The sequence below is a fragment of the Streptomyces sp. NPDC002054 genome (genome assembly GCF_040296685.1).
Taxonomy (GTDB): Bacteria; Actinomycetota; Actinomycetes; order Streptomycetales; family Streptomycetaceae; genus Streptomyces.
The window spans coordinates 214,432-238,217 of record NZ_JBEOXT010000004.1; the positions used below are offsets into that span (position 1 = coordinate 214,432).

Annotated in this window: 19 protein-coding genes and 1 tRNA gene; 12 read left to right on the forward strand and 8 right to left on the reverse strand. The window is 71.8% G+C overall.

Features of this window, described 5'->3' with window-relative positions; genetic code table 11:
* Positions 1–11 precede the first annotated feature (11 nt).
* The 4 genes from ABT123_RS05565 to ABT123_RS05580 all read left to right on the forward strand — a co-directional run bounded on the left by ABT123_RS05565 (position 12) and on the right by ABT123_RS05580 (position 4,747).
* Entirely contained in the window at positions 12–578 is a 567-nt protein-coding gene (locus ABT123_RS05565; protein ID WP_351310062.1) for a DUF501 domain-containing protein, read from the forward strand.
* Entirely contained in the window at positions 575–1,516 is a 942-nt protein-coding gene (locus ABT123_RS05570) for a Ppx/GppA phosphatase family protein (protein WP_351310064.1), read from the forward strand. Before ABT123_RS05565 ends, ABT123_RS05570 begins: the two co-directional genes overlap by 4 nt.
* A gap of 381 nt (positions 1,517–1,897) precedes the next feature.
* Positions 1,898–3,280: an NAD(P)/FAD-dependent oxidoreductase gene (locus ABT123_RS05575; protein ID WP_351310066.1), complete on the forward strand. Its 1,383-nt coding sequence runs from the start codon at positions 1,898–1,900 to the stop codon at positions 3,278–3,280.
* 177 nt (positions 3,281–3,457) lie between these two features.
* Positions 3,458–4,747 (forward strand): class I SAM-dependent methyltransferase, encoded by a 1,290-nt coding sequence (locus tag ABT123_RS05580; protein WP_351310068.1) that lies wholly within the window; start codon positions 3,458–3,460, stop codon positions 4,745–4,747.
* A 90-nt stretch (positions 4,748–4,837) separates the two neighbouring features.
* On the opposite strand, the gene ABT123_RS05585 is transcribed toward ABT123_RS05580, so the two are convergent.
* Positions 4,838–7,384 (reverse strand): ABC transporter permease, encoded by a 2,547-nt coding sequence (locus tag ABT123_RS05585; protein ID WP_351310069.1) that lies wholly within the window; start codon positions 7,382–7,384, stop codon positions 4,838–4,840.
* Positions 7,385–7,451: 67 nt separating this feature from the next.
* Positions 7,452–8,216 (reverse strand): ABC transporter ATP-binding protein, encoded by a 765-nt coding sequence (locus ABT123_RS05590; RefSeq protein ID WP_351310136.1) that lies wholly within the window; start codon positions 8,214–8,216, stop codon positions 7,452–7,454.
* Positions 8,217–8,655: 439 nt separating this feature from the next.
* Between ABT123_RS05590 and ABT123_RS05595 the strand changes: the two genes are divergently transcribed.
* Both ABT123_RS05595 and ABT123_RS05600 read left to right on the forward strand, forming a co-directional pair.
* Positions 8,656–8,737, forward strand: a tRNA-Leu gene (locus ABT123_RS05595).
* Between the two features lie 147 nt (positions 8,738–8,884).
* The gene (locus ABT123_RS05600) at positions 8,885–9,742 is read left to right on the forward strand and encodes a Bax inhibitor-1/YccA family protein (protein ID WP_351310071.1); all 858 of its coding nucleotides are present in this window, start codon (positions 8,885–8,887) and stop codon (positions 9,740–9,742) included.
* A 104-nt stretch (positions 9,743–9,846) separates the two neighbouring features.
* Here ABT123_RS05600 and ABT123_RS05605 read toward each other — a convergent pair whose 3' ends face one another.
* Positions 9,847–10,077 (reverse strand): DUF4287 domain-containing protein, encoded by a 231-nt coding sequence (locus ABT123_RS05605; protein WP_351310073.1) that lies wholly within the window; start codon positions 10,075–10,077, stop codon positions 9,847–9,849.
* Between the two features lie 104 nt (positions 10,078–10,181).
* Here ABT123_RS05605 and ABT123_RS05610 point away from each other — a divergent pair, with 104 nt between their 5' ends.
* Positions 10,182–10,517 carry a hypothetical protein gene (locus ABT123_RS05610; protein WP_351310075.1) on the forward strand — a complete coding sequence of 112 codons (336 nt, stop codon included), beginning with the start codon at positions 10,182–10,184 and terminating at the stop codon, positions 10,515–10,517.
* Here ABT123_RS05610 and ABT123_RS05615 read toward each other — a convergent pair.
* The 3 genes from ABT123_RS05615 to ABT123_RS05625 all read right to left on the reverse strand — a co-directional run bounded on the left by ABT123_RS05615 (position 10,501) and on the right by ABT123_RS05625 (position 14,092).
* Positions 10,501–11,322 carry a hypothetical protein gene (locus ABT123_RS05615; protein ID WP_351310138.1) on the reverse strand — a complete coding sequence of 274 codons (822 nt, stop codon included), beginning with the start codon at positions 11,320–11,322 and terminating at the stop codon, positions 10,501–10,503. The genes ABT123_RS05610 and ABT123_RS05615 overlap by 17 nt on opposite strands.
* A gap of 309 nt (positions 11,323–11,631) precedes the next feature.
* Positions 11,632–12,852: an acetyl-CoA C-acetyltransferase gene (locus ABT123_RS05620; protein ID WP_351310077.1), complete on the reverse strand. Its 1,221-nt coding sequence runs from the start codon at positions 12,850–12,852 to the stop codon at positions 11,632–11,634.
* 106 nt (positions 12,853–12,958) lie between these two features.
* Entirely contained in the window at positions 12,959–14,092 is a 1,134-nt protein-coding gene (locus ABT123_RS05625) for an SGNH/GDSL hydrolase family protein (protein WP_351310079.1), read from the reverse strand.
* Between the two features lie 147 nt (positions 14,093–14,239).
* Between ABT123_RS05625 and ABT123_RS05630 the strand changes: the two genes are divergently transcribed.
* On the forward strand, positions 14,240–15,625 hold the full coding sequence (locus ABT123_RS05630) for a cystathionine beta-synthase (protein WP_351310140.1): 1,386 nt from the start codon (positions 14,240–14,242) through the stop codon (positions 15,623–15,625).
* Positions 15,626–16,155: 530 nt separating this feature from the next.
* Here ABT123_RS05630 and ABT123_RS05635 read toward each other — a convergent pair.
* Positions 16,156–16,548 carry a hypothetical protein gene (locus tag ABT123_RS05635; RefSeq protein ID WP_351310081.1) on the reverse strand — a complete coding sequence of 131 codons (393 nt, stop codon included), beginning with the start codon at positions 16,546–16,548 and terminating at the stop codon, positions 16,156–16,158.
* Positions 16,549–16,710: 162 nt separating this feature from the next.
* Here ABT123_RS05635 and ABT123_RS05640 point away from each other — a divergent pair, with 162 nt between their 5' ends.
* Entirely contained in the window at positions 16,711–17,556 is an 846-nt protein-coding gene (locus ABT123_RS05640; RefSeq protein ID WP_351310082.1) for a MurR/RpiR family transcriptional regulator, read from the forward strand.
* A gap of 418 nt (positions 17,557–17,974) precedes the next feature.
* Here the strand turns inward: ABT123_RS05640 and ABT123_RS05645 are convergent, their stop codons facing one another.
* Positions 17,975–19,351, reverse strand: coding sequence for a type III PLP-dependent enzyme domain-containing protein (locus tag ABT123_RS05645; RefSeq protein WP_351310084.1), 1,377 nt, complete (start codon positions 19,349–19,351; stop codon positions 17,975–17,977).
* A gap of 104 nt (positions 19,352–19,455) precedes the next feature.
* Between ABT123_RS05645 and hutU the strand changes: the two genes are divergently transcribed.
* Genes hutU through ABT123_RS05660 form a run of 3 tightly spaced genes read left to right on the forward strand, consistent with a single transcriptional unit; the run spans position 19,456 to position 23,653 of the window.
* The gene (hutU, locus tag ABT123_RS05650; RefSeq protein ID WP_351310086.1) at positions 19,456–21,120 is read left to right on the forward strand and encodes a urocanate hydratase; all 1,665 of its coding nucleotides are present in this window, start codon (positions 19,456–19,458) and stop codon (positions 21,118–21,120) included.
* Between the two features lie 11 nt (positions 21,121–21,131).
* Positions 21,132–22,322 carry an allantoate amidohydrolase gene (locus tag ABT123_RS05655; protein WP_351310141.1) on the forward strand — a complete coding sequence of 397 codons (1,191 nt, stop codon included), beginning with the start codon at positions 21,132–21,134 and terminating at the stop codon, positions 22,320–22,322.
* Positions 22,313–23,653, forward strand: coding sequence for a formimidoylglutamate deiminase (locus tag ABT123_RS05660; protein WP_351310087.1), 1,341 nt, complete (start codon positions 22,313–22,315; stop codon positions 23,651–23,653). The genes ABT123_RS05655 and ABT123_RS05660 overlap by 10 nt, the downstream gene beginning before the upstream one ends.
* Positions 23,654–23,786 lie beyond the last annotated feature (133 nt).

Genomic DNA, 23,786 nt, shown 5'->3' on the forward strand with positions numbered 1-23,786 from the left:
CCTCTCCAGGCATGCAGACGCCCCCGCCCCAGACCGAACGGACCGAGCCGACCGACGCCGACATCGAGGCGTTCCAACAGCAGCTCGGCCGCCCGCCCCGCGGGCTGCGCGCCATCGCGCACCGCTGCCCCTGCGGGCAGCCGGACGTGGTCGAGACGGCCCCCCGCCTCCCCGACGGCACCCCCTTCCCGACCCTGTACTACCTGACCTGCCCGCGCGCCGCCTCCGCCATCGGCACCCTGGAGGCCAACGGGGTGATGAAGGAGATGCAGGCCCGGCTCGCCGAGGACCCGGAGCTGGCCGCCGCCTACCGGGCCGCGCACGAGGACTACATCGAGCGCCGGGACGCCATCGAGGTGCTGGAGGGCTTCCCGAGCGCGGGCGGCATGCCCGACCGGGTGAAGTGCCTGCACGTGCTGGTCGGCCACTCGCTGGCGGCCGGCCCGGGTGTGAACCCGTTCGGTGACGAGGCCCTGGCGATGCTGCCGGAGTGGTGGGCCAAGGGCGCCTGCGTCACCCCGTGCGCCGGGGATGCCGGGAACGCCGAGAACACCGAGAAGACGGAGTCCGAGGCGTGACCCGGGTCGCCGCCATCGACTGCGGTACGAACTCGATCCGGCTGCTGATCGCCGACTGCACCCCGGAGACGGGCGAGCTGGTCGAGCTGGACCGCCGGATGACCATCGTCCGGCTCGGCCAGGGGGTCGACAAGACCGGCCGGCTGGCCCCGGAGGCCCTGGAGCGGACCTTCGCGGCCTGCCGCGAGTACGCGGCGGTCATCAAGGAACTGGGCGCCGAGCGCCTGCGGTTCGTGGCCACCTCCGCCTCCCGGGACGCCGAGAACCGGGACGTGTTCGTCCAGGGCGTGCTGGACATCCTGGGCGTCGAGCCCGAGGTGATCTCCGGGGACCAGGAGGCGGAGTTCTCCTTCACCGGCGCCACCAAGGAGCTCGTCGCGCACGATCACCTGGAACGGCCCTTCCTGGTGGTCGACATCGGCGGCGGCTCCACCGAGTTCGTGGTCGGCGAGGAACACGTCCGGGCCGCCCGCTCGGTCGATGTGGGCTGCGTACGGATGACCGAGCGGCACCTGGTCGTGGACGGGGTCGTCACCGACCCGCCCACCGAGGCGCAGATCGCCGCCATGCGGGCGGACATCGAGGCGGCGCTGGACCTGGCCGCGGAATCGGTGCCGCTGGCCGAGGCCCGCACCCTGGTCGGCCTGGCCGGCTCGGTGACCACGGTCGCCGGGATCGCGCTCGGCCTCGCGGAGTACGACTCGGCGGCGATCCACCACGCCCGGATCCCGTACGAGAAGGTCCGCGAGATCAGCGAGCGGATGCTGACCTCCACCCACGCGGAGCGCGCCGCGATCGGCGTGATGCACCCGGGCCGGGTGGACGTCATCGGTGCCGGTGCGCTCGTCCTGCTGGCCATCATGGAGCGGATCGGCGCCACCGAGGTCGTGGTCTCCGAGCACGACATTCTTGACGGAATCGCCTGGTCGGCCGCCTGAATGTGACATGACAGGGGGGTCGGTGACCCCCCGCTCGAACGAACTTCGTGAAGTTCTTCACAAGGAAAAGGGGCCTGGTGGGCCGCTGGAAGGGCCTTCAGAGGCCCTCCGGACGCCCTCAGGCCCCTTTTGTGCGCGCGTTTGTGCGAATGGCGGGAGCTGCGGGTTCCGTATCGGAGTTATGGCCAAAGCCGGTGGTCCAGTCCACTTGAGGGCCTGGAGGCCAGTTCAGACCGGGTGTACAACGACTCCCGTTACACCGTGGTTCCCGTTGCGCGCCATGACCTGGGTCACGTGGGCGGCGCAGTGTAGCAGAGGGTCTGTCTCACCTTGTGAAGGGGCTCACGAGCGTCCCTCTACCGGGTGCTGGATACTCGTTCCATGAGCACCACGGAGCGTCCCAGGATCCTCGTAGTAGGAGGTGGGTACGTAGGCCTGTACGCAGCCAAGCGCATCATGAAGAAGATGCGTTACGGCGAGGCGACCGTCACGGTCGTCGACCCGCGGTCGTACATGACCTACCAGCCCTTCCTCCCCGAAGTGGCCGCAGGCAGCATCTCGCCGCGGCACGTTGTCGTCCCGCTGCGACGCGTGCTGCCCAAGGCTGAGGTTCTCACCGGCCGGGTCACCACCATCGACCAGGACCGCAAGGTCGCCGTCGTCACGCCGCTGGTCGGCGAGGCGTACGAGCTGCCCTTCGACTACCTGGTGATCGCGCTCGGCGCCATCTCCCGCACCTTCCCGATCCCCGGCCTCGCCGAACAGGGCATCGGCATGAAGGGCGTCGAAGAGGGCATCGGCCTGCGCAACCACGTCCTCGAGCAGCTCGACAAGGCCGAGTCCACGACGGACGAGAACGTCCGCCGCAAGGCCCTCACCTTCGTCTTCATCGGCGGCGGCTTCGCCGGCGCGGAGACCATCGGCGAGGTCGAGGACATGGCCCGCGACGCCGCGAAGTACTACACCAACGTGAAGCGCGAGGACATGCGCTTCATCCTGGTCGACGCGGCCGACAAGATCCTTCCCGAGGTCGGCCCCAAGCTGGGCGCCTGGGGCAAGGAGCACCTCGAGTCCCGTGGGATCGAGATCTACCTCGGCACCTCCATGGACTCCTGCGTGGACGGCCACGTGGTGCTGAAGAACGGCCTCGAGGTCGACTCCAGCACGATCGTCTGGACCGCCGGCGTCAAGCCGAACCCGGCGCTGGCCCGCTTCGGCCTGCCGCTCGGCCCCCGCGGTCACGTCGACGCCGCCCCGACCCTCCAGGTCACCGGCACCGACTACATCTGGGCCGCGGGCGACAACGCCCAGATCCCGGACGTGGCCGCCCGCAAGGCCGGCGTGGAGAACGCCTGGTGCCCGCCGAACGCCCAGCACGCGCTGCGGCAGGCCAAGGTGCTCGGCGACAACGTCATCTCCGGCATGCGGGGCTTCCCGCAGAAGGAGTACTCGCACTCCAACAAGGGTGCGGTGGCCGGTCTCGGCGTCCACAAGGGCGTTGCGATGATCGTCATGGGCAAGATGAAGATCAAGCTCAAGGGGCGGCTGGCCTGGTACATGCACCGTGGCTACCACGGCATGGCCATGCCGACCTATAACCGCAAGATCCGCGTCTTCGCCGACTGGACCCTCGGCATGTTCCTCAAGCGCGAGGTGGTCTCCCTCGGCGCGCTGGAGACCCCGCGCGAGGAGTTCTACGAGGCTGCAAAGCCGGCTCCGGCCGCTGCCGCCCCGGCGCCGGCCGAGAAGGCCAAGGCGTCCTGACGCCGGACCGGGCCCGAGCGCCCGGTCCCGCATCACCCGGTACGACCTGCATGACCTGTACGACCTGTACAACCCCGAAGGGGCTGCCTGCCATCCGTGGTGCGGGCGGCCCCTTCGGCGTACCGGAGGCCCACGCTGGGTAGTCGGAAATGTCGAGCCTTTGTGGAGGTGTTCGCCATGACCGACGCCGCACCGCGGCTGGCCGCTCTTGCCGAGACCCTGCTGGGTGCACCGCTGCCCGTGCGCATCCGTGCCTGGGACGCCAGTGAGGCGGGCCCGCCGGGCGCCCCCGTGCTGGTGTTCCGGCATCGCCGCGCCCTGCGCCGGCTGCTGTGGAAGCCGGGTGAACTCGGGCTGGCCCGGGCGTGGGTCGCGGGCGACCTGACCATCGACGGCGACCTCTACGAGGCCCTCGGCCTGCTGTCGGGCCTGCTCTGGGAGCGGCCGAAACCGGCCACCGCCCCGGCGCGGGGTGCGGTGCGGCGGGCGGCCCTGCGAGACCTGCTGGCGCTCGCCGGGCCCTGGCTGCTGCCGCCCCGGCCCCCGGCCGAGGAGGCGCCCCACCGGTCCGGGACGCAGCACACCCGCTCCCGCGACCGGCAGGCCATCCGTCACCACTACGACGTCGGCAACGAGTTCTACCAGCTGGTCCTCGGCCCTTCCATGGTGTACTCCTGCGCCTTCTGGCAGCCCGGCGGCACCCTGGAGCAGGCCCAGCACGACAAGCTCGACCTGGTCTGCCGCAAGCTCGCGCTGGCCGAGGGCGACCGGCTGCTCGACGTCGGCTGCGGCTGGGGCTCCATGGCCCTGCACGCGGCCCGGGCGTACGGGGCCAAGGTCACCGGGGTCACCCTCTCCCGGGAGCAGGCGCTGTACGCCCGCAAGCGGGTGGCGGAGGAGGGCCTGGCGGACCGCGTCGAGATCCGGGTCCAGGACTACCGGGACGTCAAGGACGGCCCGTACGACGCGATTTCCTCGATCGGGATGGCCGAGCACGTCGGCACGGACCGCTACCGCGAGTACGCCGGCCTCCTGCACGCCCTGCTGCGGCCGGGCGGCCGGCTGCTGAACCACCAGATCGCCCGCCGCCCGGAGCCGGACGAGACGGCGTACCGGGCGGACCGGTTCATCGACGCGTACGTCTTCCCGGACGGGGAGCTGTCCCCGCTGGGCAGCACGGTCGGCGAGCTGGAACGGGCCGGCTTCGAGGTCCGGGACGTGGAATCGCTGCGGGAGCACTACGGACTGACCCTGCGCGCGTGGGTGTCCCGCCTGGAGGAAGCCTGGGAGGACGCGGTACGCCTGAGCTCCCCGGGCCGCGCCCGGGTCTGGCGGCTCTACATGGCCGCCTCCGCCCTGGGCTTCGAGCACGCCCGGCTGGGGGTCAACCAGGTGCTGGCGGTGCGGGCGGCCCCGGGGGGCACCTCGGGGCTGCCGCTGCGGACCCGTACCTGGCCGGCGGCCTGACCGCCCGGCCGGGTACGGGCCGGAACGCGCGAGGGCCCCGCGACCTCGGTGGTCGCGGGGCCCCTGCGGTGTCCCGGGGCGTGAAGCCCGCTACTCCGTCTTGATGGCGGTCAGCATGTTCAGCCGCGCCGCACTGCGGGCCGGCCACATCGCGGCCAGCACGCCCACCAGCGCCGCGAGCAGCAGGAACAGGCCGATCCGGTCCCACGGGAGCACCAGCTCGTAGCCCGGAATGGACTTCGAGAAGGTGGTGCCGCCCGCCCAGGCGAGGAAGACGCCGACCACGACACCGAGCGCCGCGCCGAACAGGGAGATCACCACGGACTCCAGGCGGATCATGTTCTTGACCCGGCCGCGGTCCAGGCCGATCGCCCGCAGCATGCCGATCTCCTGGGTCCGCTCGAAGACGGACATCGCCAGGGTGTTGACCACGCCGAGCACCGAGATGATCAGGGCCATGCCGAGCAGGCCGTACATGATGTTCAGCGCCATGTTGACCATGCCGCCCATCTCGTTGCGCATGTCCTGCTGGGTGGCGACGGTGATCGCCGGGTTGTTGCCGAGGGCGTCGATGACGGCCTTCTCGGCGGCCTTCGACTCGCCGCCGACGGTGTTCACGTACACCTCGGGGATGTACTGGTCCTCGCTGTGCGCGGCGAGCACCTTGTCGTCGATGAGGTACGGGGAGAGCAGGCCCTCGAGCTCCTTGTAGACCGCGCCGACCTTCAGCTGGGCCTTGGTGCCGTCCTCGTACTGGACCTGGAGGACCGAGCCGACCGACAGGCCGTCCTTCTTGGCGGTCTTGTCGGCGACCGCGACCTCGCCCTTGGTGAGGCTGCTGAGCTGTCCGCTGACCACCTCGACGTTGAGCAGCTCCGCGATGGCGGCCGGGTTGATGCCCGAGGCGGACTGGAACTCGCCGTTGAACTTCAGGTAGCCGTTCGTCCGCGGGGAGACCGACTTGATGCCGGGGGCCTTGGCCAGGGTCTCGGCGACCGACTTGTCCAGGCTGCCGATGCCGCCGGACATGGTGACCTTGTAGTCGGCCTTGAGCTTGTCGGTGCTCATCCGGTCGACGGCCTTGCCCATGGTGATGCCCATCACCGACATGGCGGTGACCAGGGTGAGGCCGATGGCGAGGGAGGCGGCGGTGACGGCGGTCCGGCGCGGGTTGCGCACCGCGTTCTGCGCGGCCAGCTTGCCGGGCACGCCGAACACGCGTTCCAGCAGCGGGCGGAGGGTCGCAATGACCGGCCGGGACAGCAGCGGCAGGAGCACGATCAGACCGAGCATCAGGAAGAACCCGCCGGCCGCGACGGTCTCCTTGCCGTCGCTCCCCATGGAGACGCCGAGGAAGACGACGCCGACGCCGAGCAGGCCGAGCAGGATGCCGAAGACGTTGCGCAGCACCAGGGACTTGGCGGTGGCCGGCAGGTGGGCGCTGCCCATGGCGGCGACCGGGGGGATCCGGCCGGTGCGCCAGGCCGGGACGAGGGCGGCCAGGGTGGTGACGACCACGCCGATGACCAGGGCCACGATGATGGTGGCCGGGGCGATGATCAGGTCGCCGGCCGGGATCTTGGCGCCGAGCGAGTCCATCAGCGAGCGGATGCCGATCGCCAGGCCGATGCCGCTGACCAGGCCGATGGTGGCGGAGACGATGCCGACGACCCCGGCCTCGGCCAGCACGGACCGGACGACCTGGCCGCGCTTGGCGCCGACGGCGCGGAGCAGGGCCAGCTCCTTGGTGCGCTGGGTGACCAGCATGGTGAAGGTGTTGTAGATGAGGAAGATGCCGACGAACAGGGAGATACCGGCGAAGATCAGCAGCGCGGTGCTCATGCCGGCCATCTGTTCTTCGATGTTCTTGGCCTGCTCCGCGGCCAGCTCGGCACCGGTCTTGGCGGTGGAGTGCTGGTCGAGCAGCGGCTTGATCCCGGCGAGCAGGGTGTCGGCGGTGGTGCCGGGCTTGGCGCCGACCGACAGCTCCTGGTAGAAGCCGGGCTGCAGGTAGAGCTGCTGGGCCACGGCGGTGTCGAAGAGGACCAGGCTGCCGCCCGCGTTGACCTGGCCGTCGTCGGTGGTGAACACACCGGCGAGGGTGTACTCCTTCACCGGCCCGTTGGTGGCGACCCGGACCTTGTCGCCGACCTTGTACGAGCCCTGCTTCGCCGTCTCCTTGTCCAGGGCGATCTGGCCGGCCGCGGCCGGGCCGGTGCCCTCGGTGAACGCGTAGCGCGGGTCCTTGCCGTCCTTGACCGGTGCGTAGTTGGAGCCCTGGTTGGCCCAGCCGGTGCCGATCAGCTTGCCGTTCTCGTCGCCGACTCCGGCGAAGCCGAAGACCCGGCCGGAGACGTCGGCGGCTCCGGGCAGCGCCCGGACCTTCTCGAGGGTCTTCTGGCTGATGCCCGGGTCGCCCTCCTTGACCCCGTCGTCGTTGCGGCCGGCGCCGTAGGAGGTGACGGAGACGGCGACGCCTTCATAGCTCTTGGCGGACTGGCCGGAGAGGGCCTTGCTGAGGGTGTCGGTGAAGACGAGTGTGCCGGAGACGAAGGCGACGCCGAGGGTGACGGCGAGGACCGTCATCAACAGCCTGGCCTTGTGCGCGAGGACGTTGCGCAGGGCGGTACGGAACATGGTGGAGGAGTCCAGGGGGTTGTGGCGGAGCTGCGGGCGGACAGGCGACTGCGGGGCGGGGGACGCCTCAGCTGGTGCGGCCCTTGGCGTCGAAGGCCTTCATGCGGTCCAGTACGCCGTCCGCGGTGGGGCTGTGCATCTCGTCGACGATCCGGCCGTCGGCCAGGAAGATCACGCGGTCCGCGTAGGAGGCGGCGACCGGGTCGTGGGTGACCATCACCACGGTCTGGCCGAGCTCGCGCACCGAGTTGCGCAGGAACCCGAGGACCTCGGCGCCGGAGCGGGAGTCCAGGTTTCCGGTGGGCTCGTCACCGAAGATGATCTCGGGGCGGGAGGCCAGGGCGCGGGCCACGGCCACGCGCTGCTGCTGGCCGCCGGAGAGCTGGGTGGGGCGGTGCGAGAGGCGCTCGGAGAGGCCGACCATGTGGATCACGGTCTCCAGCCACTGCTTGTCGGGCTTGCGGCCGGCGATGTCCATGGGGAGGGTGATGTTCTCCAGGGCGGTCAGGGTCGGCAGCAGGTTGAAGGCCTGGAAGATGAAGCCGATCTTGTCCCGGCGCAGCTGGGTGAGCTGCTTGTCCTTCAGGCTGCCGAGCTCGGTCTCGCCGATGCGGACGGAGCCGGAGGAGAAGGTGTCCAGGCCGGCCACGCAGTGCATCAGGGTGGACTTGCCGGAGCCCGAGGGGCCCATGATCGCGGTGAACCGCCCCTGGCCGAAGTCGACGGAGACGTTGTCGAGCGCGACGACCTGGGTCTCGCCCTGGCCGTACACCTTGGAGAGGCCGGTGGCGCGGGCGGCCACGGCCTGGGTGGTGTGCGGGGCGTAGTTCATGGTGGTCACTTCGGGAGCTCCTGTCGGGGCGGGACGGCGACGCGGACGAGGTCTGCGGGACCTTTCCATCGTCGCGGCGTCCGCCCCGCCTGGGATCAGCCGCCGAGCCCGTTCACGGGTCGACCGGAGTCTGACCGCGAGGGGGAGGGTGTCCTCCTTTGGTATGACAGCGAGCCCTGACGGACGGCCGGGTGGGCCGGGGTGGCTCGGGGTGGCCCGGGGTGGCGCACGAGGTGGCGCAGGGGCGTCGAAATCCCGTCATTCCCGAACAGACGGTGATCGGCACCCATAGGGGGCCGACCCCGCGTTCTCGCCTCTGACGGACCCTCAAGCGCCAATAAAATCAGACAACATCGCAAAGGGGGGCGCCTGGGGAGAGGGGGGTTCCCGTTAGGCTCGCCATAGCGTTCAAGGCTTTGTGTACGAGCCGCACGGCGTTGCCCGGATGGTGGAATGCAGACACGGCGAGCTTAAACCTCGCTGGCCCTCGGGCCGTGCCGGTTCAAGTCCGGCTCCGGGCACTTCCGCGGTCCCCGTGCGGTCGCCTTCCTTATCCCCTGCGCTTCGCCATGCCTTCTTCTAAGATCCTCCTCCAGCAGTAGAGTGCTTTTTTTGCGAACGCATTACTCTTGATGCAAGGCCGCGCACCGTGGCCATGGAGGAGTGAGATGAGGAGCAGCAACCCGGTCTTCTCGCGACGGGGGTTCAGCCGCGACAACGGCGGTTACGCGGGCTTTGACGCCCAGCCGCAGATGCAGGCCGGGACCGCGACCAACCCGTACGCGACCAACCCCTATGCGACCGACCCGGCCACCGGGATGCCGCAGGCCCCGGCACGCGCCAATGTGATGACGATCGACGACGTCGTGAGCCGTACGGCCATGACGCTCGGCCTGGTCGTGCTGACGGCGGCCATCTCCTGGATCGCCCTGCCGGTCGACCCGGCCAACATCGGCAAGTCCTACGGGATCGCCATCGGTGCCGCGCTCGTCGCCATGGTCCTGGCGCTCGTCCAGGCCTTCAAGAGCAAGCCGGTCCCCGCGCTGATCCTGGGCTACGCGGCCTTCGAGGGTGTCTTCCTCGGTGTCATCAGCGCCGCGACCAGCACCTACATCGGCGCCGGCGTGGTCATCCAGGCCGTGCTCGGCACGATGTGCGTGTTCGCCGGCGTGCTGTTCGCGTACAAGATGCGCTGGATCCGCGTCACCCGCCGCTTCTACGGCTTCGTGATGGCCGCCGCCATGGGCTTCATCCTGCTCATGGTCGCGAACCTGCTCTTCTCGGTGTTCGCGGGCGGCGACGGCCTCGGCTTCCGCTCCGGCGGCCTGGGCATCCTGTTCGGCATCATCGGCGTCATCCTCGGCGCCTGCTTCCTCGCCCTGGACTTCAAGCAGGTCGAGGACGGCGTACAGTACGGCGCCCCCCGCGAGGAGTCCTGGCTGGCGGCCTTCGGCCTCACCATGACCCTGGTGTGGATCTACCTGGAGCTGCTGCGCCTGTTCTCGATCCTCTCCGGCGACGACTAGCCGGACCGGACCGGCAGGTCCTCTCCGGCGAACCGGACACGGCATGGGGAAGGCCCCGCGAGCATCCGCTCGCGGGGCCTTCCCGTGTCTCGGGTCGGCCCGGTTCAGCCGAACTTTCTGGCTGCCCGGCGCAGGTCGTACTCGTGGAGGATGGCCTTGGCCTGGCCGTACGAGAGCTCGTACGCCCCGCGCAGCCAGCTGATCTTCTCTTCGAACCGGACGAGGGAGGGGCCCTCGTCGATGGCACGGAGCCAGTCGGACAGATCACGACCGGTGCTCTGCGGGATGCGGTCGATCATGTTGCGGTGGGTCTGCTCGGAGAACTCTACGGACATGGGCGCCTCCGGGGGTATCGCCGTCGTGCTGTTCTCTTCACGACACCGTGCCGCAGTGTTCGCCCGTTGGCAATGGTGCCGCGACGGCGCGTAAGGTCGGCCGGGTGCTTGATACTTCGCCCCTGGACGCCGTTGTGGAACGTTTCGCCGACCGGCTGAGGGCCGCGCCGCAGAGCCGGCTGCAGCGGGGCGCGGCGGCCGAAGGACTGGCGCTGGCGAGGGAACTCTCCGCCCGGGCCCAGCGGCTGGAGGGGGTCCCGGAGCCGCGCGAGATGCCCGACGCGGGACTCTTCGCGGTGGGGGACCAGCTGACGGTGGCCGGCCGGGACATGGCCGAAGCCCTGCGCCGGATGCCCCCGGACGCGACGACGGCCCCGTCCGTGGCGCGGGACGAGGCCGTGCGGCTGGTGGAGCAGGCGGAACTCAGAGCGATGCGATGACGCGGTCCGCGAGGATGTAGACGTTGTTCTCCGGGTCCTCGGAGTCCCCGCAGGAGAAGGTCAGCGCGTACGCGCCGGAGATCCCGGAACCGCCCAGCAGGACCGGCGCGGTGCCCGACCGGAGCGCCTCGGCGAGCCGCTCGGCGGTCTCCCGGTGCCCCGGGGTCATACAGAGCGTGGTGCCGTCCGTGAAGACGTACACGTCCAGGGTGCCCAGCGGGCCCGGGCGGACGTCCGCGAGGGCCGTACGGGCCTCGGCGAGCTCCTCCAGGCGGCTGACCGTGCGCTCGTGGTCGGCGCCCGGGTTCGGCTGCACCGGTACGAAGTCGGGGTGCGAGGGGTGTCGGCGGCGGGCGGCTGCCAGCTCGGCGGAGTCCGCCGGGTACTCGGGGTAGTCGTCCTCGTAGGCGGAGTCCTCGGCCGGACGCGGCTCCAGGCCCACCATGTCCGCCTGCCGGGGCAGGAAGACCGGGTTGTCCTCGCCCAGCCCGGGCAGGCCGCCCAGCAGGGAGGGAGCGTCGGCGGCGTCCCGGGCCTCCTGCGCGGCCCAGAAGGCCCGCGCCTCGGCCAGCTCGCGCTCGCGCTCCTCGGCCAGGGCCTCGGCCACGGCGGCTCGTATCTCGGCGGCAGGGGTTTCGACGGCGCTGCGGGCGTGCGGGACGCCGGCCACACCGCGCGGGTGCACCGAGCTCGCGAGCTCCCCGCGCAGGGCCGTGACCTGCTTGCGGAGGCCGTGGACGGCGTGCAGCGCAGCAGCGCCCACGGCCGTGGCAGCGGCCGTGGTCAGCAGCAGGGCAAGAGACATGGCGCTCACTGACTAACTCCCGAAGTGATTCGATCCCCCGACTTCCTACATCAGCTTGTCCTGACCTGGGAATGGCGTGCAGTGCATTACGTCACGAACTGGACAGGGCTTTCGTCACTCCGGACACCCCCATATGCCTGCTGACCTGGGTAAACACCGAACCCCCAGGATAAAGGTCACATCCTGGGGGAGATTCGGTCACAGATAGGCCGCGACGGGATTGGATTCGGTGTCAGCAGAGACGGAACGATCTCCCGGGCCCCTTGGGAGACCCGGGACGTGTCCACCATGCGACCACCGAGAGCGCCTTTAGCTCAGGCGCTCGATCACCATGGCCATGCCCTGCCCGCCGCCGACGCACATCGTCTCGAGGCCGAACTGCTTGTCGTGGAACTGCAGGCTGTTGATCAGCGTGCCGGTGATCCGCGCGCCGGTCATCCCGAACGGGTGACCGACGGCGATGGCACCGCCGTTGACGTTCAGCTTGTCCAGCGGGATCTCCAGGTCCCGGTAGGACGGGATGACCTGGGCCGCGAACGCCTCGTTGATCTCGAACAGGTCGATGTCGCCGACCGTCAGGCCGGCCCGCTTCAGCGCCTGCTTGCTCGCCTCGACCGGGCCCAGGCCCATGATCTCGGGGGACAGGGCGGTCACACCGGTGGAGACGATCCGGGCCAGCGGGGTCAGGCCCAGCTCCCGCGCCTTGGTGTCGCTCATGATGACCAGCGCCGCGGCGCCGTCGTTCAGCGGGCAGCAGTTGCCCGCCGTGACCAGGCCGTCGGGGCGGAAGACGGGCTTGAGGCCCTGCACGCCCTCCAGGGTCACGCCGGCGCGCGGGCCGTCGTCCGTCGACACGACCGTGCCGTCCGGGGTGGTGACCGGGGTGATCTCGCGGGCCCAGAAGCCGTTCTTGATGGCCTCTTCGGCGAGGTTCTGCGAGCGCACGCCGAACTCGTCCATGTCCTGGCGGGTCACGCCCTTCAGGCGGGCCAGGTTCTCCGCGGTCTGCCCCATCGAGATGTAGGCGTCCGGAATCAGGCCGTCCGTGCGCGGGTCCTGCCAGGAGGAGCCCTCGCTCTGCGCGACGGCGGCCGTACGGGCCTCCGCATCGCCGAAGAGCGGGTTGTGCGTGTCCGGCAGGCCGTCCGAGGAGCCCTTCGCGAACCGGGAGACCGTCTCGACGCCCGCGGAGATGAAGACGTCGCCCTCGCCGGCCTTGATGGCGTGCAGCGCCATGCGGGAGGTCTGGAGCGAGGAGGAGCAGTAGCGGGTGATCGTGGTGCCCGGCAGGTAGTCCATGCCCATCTGCACCGCGACGATGCGGGCCAGGTTGTGACCCTGCTCGCCACCGGGAAGGCCGCAGCCGAGCATCAGGTCGTCGATCTGGCGCGGGTCCAGCTCGGGGATCTTGGCCAGGGCGGCCTGGATGATCGTCGCGGTCAGGTCGTCCGGGCGGACGTCCTTGAGCGACCCCTTGCCGGCGCGCCCGATCGGGGAGCGGGCGGTGGAAACGATGACGGCTTCGGGCATCGGGACTCCAAGGGGTGCGTCGTTGCGGGACCGCATGCGAAGTTACCGCCCCGTACGGTCGAGGTCACCGGCTCGGCGGTGTGACGAGGGCCCCTTTTTCGGGTTTTCAGGTTTTCAGGCGACCGGGGACCCCGCAGGCCGTTTCCGCACCCGTGCCGGCGCCCGTTCCGGAGGCCGGGCCCTGGCCCTGGCTCTCGCCCTGGCTCTCGCCCGGGCCGGGCCCCGCTTCCGGGTCCGCCTCCGCCTCCGCCGCGGCTGCCGGCAGCTGCCGCCGGCGCCGGTGCTTGAGGAGGGCCCAGGGCGCGCGCGCCGTGGTGGTCGTGGTGCCCGTGACCTCCGTGCCCGCCTGCCCGGCCGCCGCGGACGCCGCCTTGGCCACCGGCAGCAGGTCCTCGTCCCGCGAGACATCCAGCCGGTCCGACTCGGGCCAGACCCCGAGCGCCGCGCACAGCGTGGGCAGCACCGCCATCGCCGCGGTCGCGTACCCCTCCGCCGAGGGGTGGTAGGAGTCCGGCCCGAACATCTCCCGCGGGTTCGCCGCGAACTCGGGGCCCAGCAGGTCTCCCATGGACACCGTACGCCCGCCGTGCGCGACCACCCCGATGGTCTGTGCTGCCGCCAGCTGCCGGGACACCCGGCGGGCCAGCCACCGCAGCGGCTGGTACACCGGCTCGATGGTGCCCAGGTCGGGGCAGGTGCCGACGACGACCTCGGAGCCGGCCAGCCGCAGCCGGCGGACCGCCGAGGTGAGCAGCCGTACCGACTGGGTCGGCGGCATCCGCCGGGTCACGTCATTGGCGCCGATCATGATCACGCAGACGTCGGGCGGCGGCCCGTCCCCGTCCAGCAGCAGTGAGACCTGACGGTCCAGGTCGTCGGACATGGCCCCGGACAACGCCACATTGCGCAGCTGCACCGGCCGCTCCGCCACCGCCGCCAGCCCGGACGCCATCAGGGCCGCCGGGGTCTGCCGGGCCCGCCGCACCCCCAGCCCGGCCGCCGTCGAGTCGCCCAGCATGGCCAGCCGCAGTGGCCCCGGGCTCAGCTCCGGCCCGCCGAACTCCGAGCCGTACAGCCCGTCCGCCCTGGGCGGATTCCCCTGGCCCGTCCCCACGGTCCGCTTCGCCAGCTGGACCTCCGCCAGGAACACTCCGACCGCCGCGGCCCCGAGCAGGCCCAGCCCGCCCCCGCCGTATGCCGCCCCCGCCGCGATCCGGCGGGCCGTCCTCGCTCTGGACACCCTTCGAGCCACCTCCTCGTCGCTGCCGGACGGGTGCCGGACTGCCTGTCCCGTTCCTGCCCGTTAACGACGCTCGGCCAATCCCTTTCGGCTTACTCTGGCGGCACCTCCCGGAGAACCCGTGGAGTCCCGTCCTTGGAGAACATGGTGCAATTCCACGACTCGATGATCAGCCTCGTCGGCAACACCCCGCTGGTGAAGCTCAACCGTGTGACCGAAGGCCTCCAGGCCACCGTCCTGGCCAAGGTGGAGTACTTCAATCCGGGCGGATCCGTGAAGGACCGGATCGCCGTACGGATGATCGAGGCCGCCGAGCAGAGCGGAGCCCTCAAGCCCGGTGGCACCATCGTGGAGCCGACGAGCGGCAACACGGGTGTAGGACTCGCCATCGTGGCCCAGCAGAAGGGCTACAAGTGCATCTTCGTATGTCCGGACAAGGTTTCACTCGACAAGATCAATGTGCTGCGTGCGTACGGCGCCGACGTGGTGGTCTGCCCGACCGCCGTCGACCCCGAGCACCCGGACTCGTACTACAACGTGTCCGACCGCCTGGTCCGTGAGACGCCCGGCGCCTGGAAGCCCGACCAGTACAGCAACCCGAACAACCCCCGTTCGCACTACGAGACCACCGGCCCCGAGCTCTGGGAGCAGACGGACGGGAAGATCACCCACTTCGTGGCGGGCGTCGGCACCGGCGGCACCATCTCCGGCACCGGCAACTACCTGAAGGAGGTCAGCGGCGGGAAGGTCAAGGTCATCGGCGCCGACCCGGAGGGCTCGGTCTACTCCGGCGGCTCGGGCCGCCCGTACCTCGTGGAGGGCGTTGGTGAGGACTTCTGGCCGACCGCCTACGACCCGAACGTCACCGACGAGATCATCGCGGTGTCCGACAAGGACTCCTTCCAGATGACCCGGCGGCTGGCGAAGGAGGAGGGCCTGCTGGTCGGCGGCTCCTGCGGCATGGCCGTGGTCGCCGCCCTGCGCGCGGCGGAGGGCCTCGGCCCGGACGACGTGGTCGTCGTCCTGCTCCCGGACAGCGGTCGCGGCTACCTGAGCAAGATCTTCAGCGACGAGTGGATGGCCGGCCACGGATTCCTCGAGGAGGCGGGCCCGGCGGCGCGCATCGGCGAGGTCCTCGCCGACAAGCAGGGCACGATGCCGTCGCTGGTGCACATGCACCCGGAGGAGACGGTCGGCCAGGCGATCGAGGTGCTGCGGGAGTACGGCGTCTCGCAGATGCCGATCGTCAAGCCGGGCGCCGGCCACCCGGACGTCATGGCCGCGGAGGTCATCGGCTCGGTGGTGGAGCGCGAGCTGCTGGACGCGCTGTTCACGCAGCGGGCGTCGCTGTCGGACCCGCTGGAGAAGCACATGAGCGCGCCGCTGCCGCAGGTCGGCTCCGGGGAGCCGGTGGGCGACCTGATGAAGGTGCTGGGGGCCGCGGACGCGGCCATCGTCCTGGTCGAGGGCAAGCCCACGGGCGTGGTAAGCCGCCAGGACCTCCTGGCCTTCCTGGCCCGCGACGCAAAGTAGGCCACGGCCTAGGCCGGCCCGGTGCGACGGGGCTCGGCGCGGCCCGGCTCGGCCCGCCTGGCTCGGCTGGCCCGGACCGGCCCGCCTGGGCCGCCTGGCCTGACCTGATGCGCGCGGCGCGGTCCGGCCCGGTGTGGCGCGGCCTTGGGCCCGCCCGGCTCGGCCTGCCAGGACCGGGCCGGCGCGCCTGGCCTGGCCCGGCGCGGCTTGGCCCGCATGGCGCGCCTGGTCTGGGCCCGCTTTTCCGGCTTGGCCGGGAAATGGCACGGGCGCGACATGTGGTGGCAGCACCGGCTTAACACGGCTCCGGCACAGTGGTGGATGTCGGCAGGCCCCCGGATCCCGGGGGCGGGCCGGCGCCACCGAACGGCGTTGCGTACCTCCGGAGCGGCTCCCGGACCGCGCGAACGCCATGGACGCGGACAACCGGCCCTGACCCGGCCCGTGTCCTCAGCGGGGACCGCCGTCGTCCCGCCCCCCGGGCTGACGCCCGGGGGTGCGGCGGTCCCCGCTGATTCGCGTGCGCAGGGTTAGGGGGAGTCGGGGGAGTGGCGGCGGAAGCGGCCCGACCGGGCCGCGTGGATGAAGCTCACGCCCACGATGCCGCCCCAGGACACCAGCAGCCCGTCCAGCCCCGCATGCGCCGCCCCGATCGCGGAGAGCGGGATCGCCAGCACCAGCGTGATGATGGCGAAGCCGAACCGTTCGCCGAAGTTCCCCTCGCCGGAGGCGGCGGCAGCGCCCGGCGCGCGCCCCTCGCGCTCGGCGGCCAGGCGCTGTTCCGCCAGCCGCCGCCGCACCTGGGTGTCGACCTTCTCGACGAACGAGTCGACGAGCGCCGCCTCGTACTCGGGCCCCAGTTCCCGCCGGGCCTTGAGCGTGGCGTCGAGTTCCTTCTTCAGCTCTTGGGCGTGGGCTTCCATGTCGACACCCTAGGAACGCCCGGCCGGGCATTGCACTGGTGCTAGCCCCCGTCTCGCGGCCCGTCTCGCCCCGTCTCGCGCCCCGGTCGCGGCTTGCCGTCCTGCATAGCTGCATGCAGAGTGCATGGTGAGTGAATAGGCTTGGACGGAGGGTGGGACGGGATGAGCGACAGCCCGGCTGCGAGGCTGCAGAAGCTGTTCGAGGGGCACCGGCTGACGCCGACCCAGCGCCGGATCGCGCACTGCATGGTGCGGGGGGCGGCGGACGTGCCGTTCCTGTCGAGCGTGGAGCTCGCGGAGCTGGCCGGGGTCAGCCAGCCCTCGGTGACCCGGTTCGCCGTGGCCCTCGGGTTCGACGGGTACCCGGCCCTGCGCAAGTACCTGCGCGAGGTGGCGCCGGCGGCGGAGCGGCCCGAGGTGGGGGAGGACGCGGAGTACAACGCGTACCAGCAGGCCGTGCACGCCGAGATCGACAACCTGCGGCACCTCGCCGCGATGCTGGCCGATCCCCGGCCGGTGGAGGAGGCGGGCCGGCTGCTGGCCGGGTCGGTGCCGCTGCCGGTGCTGGGGCTGCGGGCCGCCTCCTCGCAGGCGCGGGGGTTCGCGTACTTCGCGGGGAAGGTGCATCCGGACGTACGGCTGCTCGACGAGAGCGGCTCGATGCTGGCCGACCGGATCGACGCGGCCGTCGCGGCGGGGGCCTCGGCGCTGCTGTGCTTTGCGCTGCCGCGGCATCCGCGGGAGGTGCTGGAGGCGCTGGAGTACGCGCGTTCCGCCGGGCTGACGGTGGTCACCGTCGCGGACTCCGCGTTCGCGCCGGTGGCGGGGCACTCCGACCTGCTGATCCCGGCCCCGGTGGGCACCGGCCTGGCCTTCGACACGGCATGCGCACCGATGCTGCTGGGCCGGGTGCTGCTGGAAGCCATGGCGGACGCCCTCCCGGACGCCCAGGCCAGACTGGAAGCCTTCGACACCAAGGCCGCAGCCCGCAGCCTCTTCGTCGACTAACCCGGCCCGGGCCCCCGGCCCGGCTCGGCCCGGTCCGGCCCGGCCCCGGCCCCCGGCCCCGGCCTCCGGCCTGGTCCGACCCCCGGCTCGGCCTGGCTTGGCCCGGTCTGGACCGGTCTGGCCTGAACTGGTCCGGCTTGGCCCGGTCCGGTCGGGTCCGGTCCGGTTCGGTCTGGCCCGGCCCAGGCCTGGCCTGGTCCCCGGCCTAGCCCGGTCCGGTCTGGCCTGGTCCGGCCCGGACTCGCCCGAGCCGGGCCCCGGCCCGGCCTTCGGCGCGGCTCGGCCCGGCTCGGCCCGGCCCGGCCCCGGCCTCCGGCCCGGTCTGGTCTGGTCGGGCCCGGCCCCCGGCCCCGGCCTCTGGTCTGGCCTGGTCCGGCTCGGCGTGGCGCGGCCTTGCTCCGCCCGGCCGGGCCATGGCCTAGAGGAGGGCCGTGCGGTGGGTGGTGCCTGCTTCAGAGAGGAGGGCGGAGATGGTCTGGGCTGGGCGGGCCAGGGTGAAGTGGACCCCGTCCGTCACCGTGAAGCCGTACACCGGCGGCCTTGGCAGGCTGTTGTAGCCGTAGTGGGCGGTGAAGAAGTACGCCCCCGTGTCCGGTACGCCGATCAAATCGCCCGGCGACAGCCTCGGGAGGGGCCGGTTCTCCGCCAGCAGGTCGCCCGAGAAGCAGGCCGGCCCGGCGATGTCCTGAGCCACCGGCTCGCCGGTGAGCGGGCTGCCCTTCGCGTCATACGGCAGGATCCGGACCGGCCAGGAACCCGGTGCGTACACCGTGCGGGTGGCCACCTGGACCCCCGCGTGGGTGAGGGCGATCGGCCGCCCGCCGCTGGTCTTCGTGTACTCCACCATGGCCAGGACCAGCCCGTTCTTGGCCAGCAGCGCCCGGCCGAACTCGGTGACCAGCCCGTACCGCCCGGAGAACAGCCCCGGCACGGCGGCCCGGAGCTCCGCCACGTACTCCGCGTACGTCGGGGTCTCGTCGTCCGAGGCGAAGTTCACCGGCAGGCCGCCGCCGATGTCGAGGGTGTCGATCTGCCGTCGGCCGGCCGCCGCGTTGATCTCCTCGGCCAGCGCGTGCAGTTCCCGTACGCCCTCCGCCATCCGCGCCGGCGGTACGCCCTGCGAGCCCGCATGGGTGTGCAGCCGGGTCAGCCACGGCCGGTCGAGGCAGGCCCGCACCAGCCAGGCGCGGGCCCCTTCGTCCCGCAGTGGGATCCCGAACTTCGAGGTGGCGGTGGCGGTGGAGGTCGAGCCGATCGAGCCCGCGCCGGTCTGGGTGTTGATGCGCAGCCCCAGCGGGCTGCGGGGGCCGCCAGGCCCAGAGCCGACCAGCGCGTCCAGGCGCTCCAGCTCCTGGCGGTTGTCGATGTTGACGGCGATCCCGAGAGCCAGGGCCTCGCGGAGCTCGGCCGGGGTTTTGGCGGGGGAGTCCAGTACGGTCCGCTCCGCCGGGACCCCCGCCGCCCGGGCCAGCGCCAGCTCGCCCGGGCTGGCCACCTCGCAGCCCAGGCCGGCGTCCGCCAGCAGGGCCAGTACGGGCACCAGGGGCGCTGCCTTGACGGCGAAGGCGTGCAGCACCGGGGTGCCGGCCGGCAGGGCCCGGGCGAAGGCGGTCTGCAGGGCGGCGGCCGAGGCGCGGATCCCGGCCACGTCCAGCAGGCAGACGAGCCGGCTTCCGCCCGGGGCGTTTGTGTCCTCCGTGCCGCCGATCAGGCCTTGCGCCACGGCAGCCCGTACGGCCAGATCGCGGCGGCCAGCGGGACCGGGAGACGTGCCGGGAATCAGGTCAGCAGCCATGGATGCCAGCCAACCATCCGGCGGGTCGGGCCGCAGCTGTTGACTGAATCTATTCAGGGAGTCAGGATGTGAATGGATTGACCAACATCGGAGGAGGCACCGCCATGTCAGGACCCCGCCCCGTACGTGCCGCGCGAGGTACCGAGCTCAGCACCCTGGGATGGCAGCAGGAGGCCGCCCTGCGGATGCTCCAGAACAACCTCGACCCCGAGGTCGCCGAGCACCCCGACAAGCTCGTCGTCTACGGCGGCACCGGCAAGGCCGCCCGCGACTGGCGCTCCTTCGACGCCATGGTCCGCACCCTGCAGACCCTCAAGCAGGACGAGACGATGCTCGTCCAGTCCGGCCGCCCGGTCGGCGTGATGCAGACCCACGAGTGGGCCCCCCGCGTCCTGCTCGCCAACTCCAACCTCGTCGGCGACTGGGCCAACTGGGAGGAGTTCCGCCGCCTGGAGCACCTCGGCCTGACCATGTACGGCCAGATGACCGCCGGCTCCTGGATCTACATCGGCACCCAGGGCATCCTCCAGGGCACCTACGAGACCTTTGCCGCCGTCGCTGCCAAGAAGTTCAACGGCACCTTGGCCGGCACCATCACCCTCACCGCCGGCCTCGGCGGCATGGGCGGCGCCCAGCCGCTCGCCGTGACCATGAACGACGGCGTCGCCATCTGCATCGACGTCGACCCGCGCGCCATCGAGCGCCGCATCGAGCACCGCTACCTGGACGTGAAGGCCGACAACCTCGCCCACGCGCTCCGGCTGGCCGTCGAGGCCCGCGACGCCCGCAAGCCGCTCTCCATCGGCCTGCTCGGCAACGCCGCCGAACTGCTCCCGCAGATGCTCGCCGAGGGCGCCCCGATCGACATCGTGACGGACCAGACCTCCGCCCACGACCCGCTCTCCTACCTCCCCGTCGGCGTCGACTTCGACGACATGGCCTCGTACGCGGCCAAGGACCCGGCCGGCTTCACCACCCGCGCCCGCGAGTCCATGGCCAAGCACGTCGAGGCCATGGTCGGCTTCATGGACGCCGGCTCCGAGGTCTTCGACTACGGCAACTCCATCCGCGGCGAGGCCCAGCTGGCCGGCTACGACCGCGCCTTCGCCTTCCCCGGCTTCGTCCCCGCCTACATCCGCCCCCTCTTCTGCGAGGGCAAGGGCCCCTTCCGCTGGGCCGCCCTGTCCGGCGAGGCCTCGGACATCCACAAGACCGACAAGGCGATGCTCGAACTCTTCCCGGAGAACGAGTCCCTGCACCGCTGGATCAAGATGGCCGGCGAGCGCGTCCACTTCCAGGGCCTGCCCGCCCGCATCTGCTGGCTCGGCTACGGCGAGCGCGACAAGGCCGGCGAGCGCTTCAACGAGATGGTGGCCGACGGCACCCTCGCCGCGCCGCTGGTCATCGGCCGCGACCACCTCGACTGCGGCTCGGTGGCCTCCCCGTACCGCGAGACCGAGGCCATGCTCGACGGCTCCGACGCCATCGCCGACTGGCCGCTGCTCAACGCCATGGTCAACGTCGCCTCCGGCGCCTCCTGGGTCTCCATCCACCACGGCGGCGGCGTCGGCATGGGCCGCTCCATCCACGCCGGCCAGGTCACGGTCGCCGACGGCACCCCGCTGGCCGGTGAGAAGATCCGCCGCGTGCTCACCAACGACCCCGGCATGGGCGTCATCCGGCACGTCGACGCCGGCTACGACATCGCCGAGTCGGTCGCGGACGAGCGCGGTGTCCGCGTCCCCATGCGTGAGGGCGACCTCGCGTGACCTTCCACCAGATGTGGGCCGAGCTCGCACCGCTGGGCCGCAACGCCGAGTCCGGCGGCTACCGCCGCTACGCCTGGACCGGGGCCGACACCGACTGCCGGGCCTGGTTCCGGGCGCAGGCCGAGGCGCGCGGGCTGAGTTACGAAACCGACCGGAACGGCAACCAGTGGGCCTGGCTCGGCGACCCCCTCGCCGGGGACGCCGTCGTCACCGGCTCGCACCTGGACTCGGTCCCGGACGGCGGCGCCTTCGACGGACCGCTCGGAGTGGTGTCCTCCTTCGCGGCCCTGGACGAACTCCGCGCCAGGGGTGCGGAGTTCACCAGGCCGCTGGCCATCACCAACTTCGGTGACGAGGAAGGCGCCCGGTTCGGCCTCGCCTGCGTCGGCTCCCGGCTCACCGCCGGCCGGCTGACCAAGGAGCAGGCGTACGAACTGCGCGACGCGGACGGCATCAGCATGCCCCGGGCCATGGAGCAGGCCGGGTACGACCCCGACACCATCGGCGCCGACCCCGAACGCCTCGCCCGGATCGGCGCGTTCGTCGAACTCCACGTCGAACAGGGCCGCGCGCTGGACCTGTCCGGCGACCGGGTCGGCATCGCCTCCGCGATCTGGCCGCACGGCCGCTGGCGGTTCGACTTCCACGGCGAGGCCAACCACGCCGGCACCACCCGCCTGGTGGACCGCCGCGACCCGATGCTCACGTACGCGGAGACGGTGCTGGCCGCCCGCCGGGAGGCGGCCCTCGCCGGGGCCGTCGCCACCTTCGGCAAGGTGGCCGTGGAGCCCAACGGGGTCAACGCCATCCCCTCCCTGGTGCGCGGCTGGCTCGACTCCAGGGCCGCCGACCAGGCCACCCTCGACACGGTCGTCACGGCCGTCGAGAAGGCGGCCCGGGAGCGCGCCGAGCAGGACGGGATCGACCTGCGGATCGTCCGGGAGTCCTTCACCCCGGTGGTCGAGTTCGAGCACGCCCTGCGGGACGAGCTCAACCGGATCCTCGGCGGGGCCGTGCCGGTGCTCGGGACGGGCGCGGGACACGACGCCGGAATCCTCTCCGGATCGATCCCGACCGCGATGCTGTTCGTACGGAACCCCACCGGCGTCTCCCACTCGCCGGCGGAGTTCGCCGCCGAGGACGACTGCGTCGCCGGAGTCCTCGCCCTCGCCGACGTACTGGAAGGTCTCGCGTGCAGGTGAAGACTTTTTGGCTGGAGCACGCCTGGCTCGGCACACACGTCGAGCCGGGCGTCGCCCTGGAGGTCGACGCGGAGGGGCGGATCGCCGCCCTCCGCACGGGGGTGGCGACCCCGCCCCCCGGCGCGGAGGTCCTACGCGGCCTGACCATCCCCGGCCTGGCCAATGCGCACAGCCATGCCTTCCACCGGGCCCTGCGCGGCACCGTCCAGGTCGGCTCCGGCACGTTCTGGACCTGGCGCGAGGTGATGTACCGGGTCGCCCAGAACCTCACCCCGGACACCTACTTCGCGCTGGCCCGGGCCGTGTACGCGGAGATGGCGCTGGCCGGCATCACCAACGTCGGCGAGTTCCACTACGTCCACCACGCGCCCGGCGGCACCCCGTACGCCGACCCGAACGCGATGGGCGAGGCCCTCATCGAGGCCGCGGCGGAGGCCGGCATCCGGATCACCCTCCTCGACACCGCGTACCTGTCGGCGGGCTTCGGCGAGGCCCCCAGCGCCCACCAGCTGCGCTTCTCCGACGGCACCGCCGAGGCCTGGGCCGAGCGGGCCGCCGCCCTCAAGCCCCGCGAGCACGCCCTGATCGGCGCGGCCGTCCACTCCGTGCGGGCGGTTCCGGCCGGCCAGTTGGCCACCGTGGCCCGCTGGGCCGAGGAACGGCAGGCCCCGCTGCATGTCCACCTCTCGGAGCAGACTGCCGAGAACGAGGCCTGCCAGGCTGCCCACGGGCGCACCCCGACGCAGCTGCTCGCCGACCACGGGGTGCTCGGCCCGCGCACCACCGGCGTGCACAACACCCACCTGACGGATGGGGACATCGCCCTGCTCGGCGGCACCACCACCGGCACCTGCATGTGCCCCACCACGGAACGCGACCTCGCCGACGGCATTGGCCCGGCCACCCGCCTCCAGCGCGCGGGCAGCCCGCTGTCGCTGGGCAGCGACAGCCATGCCGTCATCGACCTGCTGGAGGAGGCTCGCGCGATGGAACTGAACGAGCGGCTCCGCAGCCGTACTCGCGGCCACTGGACGGCGAACGCCCTGCTCGCGGCGGCCACCGCCGACGGGCACGCTGCCCTAGGGCGGCCGGACGCGGGCCGCCTGGAGGCGGGTGCGCTGGCCGACTTCACGACGATCGCGCTGGACACCGTCCGCACGGCGGGGCCGCTGCCGCGGCTGGGCGCCGAGACGGCCGTCTTCGCCGCCACGGTTTCGGACGTTCGCCACACGGTGGTGTCCGGCCGCCACGTGGTCCGCGACGGCCACCACACGCTGGTCCCGGACGTGGCCACCGCCCTGACCGACTCCATCGCCGCGCTCCGCGGCTGACCGCGCCGCCTGCGGCGAGCTTTCCCCCACCCCGCCCCTTCCCGAAACTGGGGCTCCGCCCCAGACCCCGCGCCTCAAACGCCGGCGAGGCTGGAAATGCGCGCAGCGCACGTACGGGGGTCTGGGGGCTTGC

Bases quoted from the DNA above. Each gene is read 5' to 3' on its own strand.
- ABT123_RS05655 (WP_351310141.1), top strand. From the start codon at position 21,132: ATGTGGGCCGAGCTCGCACCGCTGGGCCGCAACGCCGAGTCCGGCGGC.
- ABT123_RS05620 (WP_351310077.1), bottom strand. From the start codon at position 12,852: ATGCCCGAAGCCGTCATCGTTTCCACCGCCCGCTCCCCGATCGGGCGC.
- hutU (WP_351310086.1), top strand. From the start codon at position 19,456: ATGTCAGGACCCCGCCCCGTACGTGCCGCGCGAGGTACCGAGCTCAGC.
- ABT123_RS05645 (WP_351310084.1), bottom strand. From the start codon at position 19,351: ATGGCTGCTGACCTGATTCCCGGCACGTCTCCCGGTCCCGCTGGCCGC.
- ABT123_RS05600 (WP_351310071.1), top strand. From the start codon at position 8,885: ATGAGGAGCAGCAACCCGGTCTTCTCGCGACGGGGGTTCAGCCGCGAC.
- ABT123_RS05605 (WP_351310073.1), bottom strand. From the start codon at position 10,077: ATGTCCGTAGAGTTCTCCGAGCAGACCCACCGCAACATGATCGACCGC.
- ABT123_RS05615 (WP_351310138.1), bottom strand. From the start codon at position 11,322: ATGTCTCTTGCCCTGCTGCTGACCACGGCCGCTGCCACGGCCGTGGGC.
- ABT123_RS05565 (WP_351310062.1), top strand. From the start codon at position 12: ATGCAGACGCCCCCGCCCCAGACCGAACGGACCGAGCCGACCGACGCC.
- ABT123_RS05575 (WP_351310066.1), top strand. From the start codon at position 1,898: ATGAGCACCACGGAGCGTCCCAGGATCCTCGTAGTAGGAGGTGGGTAC.
- ABT123_RS05580 (WP_351310068.1), top strand. From the start codon at position 3,458: ATGACCGACGCCGCACCGCGGCTGGCCGCTCTTGCCGAGACCCTGCTG.
- ABT123_RS05585 (WP_351310069.1), bottom strand. From the start codon at position 7,384: ATGTTCCGTACCGCCCTGCGCAACGTCCTCGCGCACAAGGCCAGGCTG.
- ABT123_RS05635 (WP_351310081.1), bottom strand. From the start codon at position 16,548: ATGGAAGCCCACGCCCAAGAGCTGAAGAAGGAACTCGACGCCACGCTC.
- ABT123_RS05640 (WP_351310082.1), top strand. From the start codon at position 16,711: ATGAGCGACAGCCCGGCTGCGAGGCTGCAGAAGCTGTTCGAGGGGCAC.
- ABT123_RS05590 (WP_351310136.1), bottom strand. From the start codon at position 8,216: ATGAACTACGCCCCGCACACCACCCAGGCCGTGGCCGCCCGCGCCACC.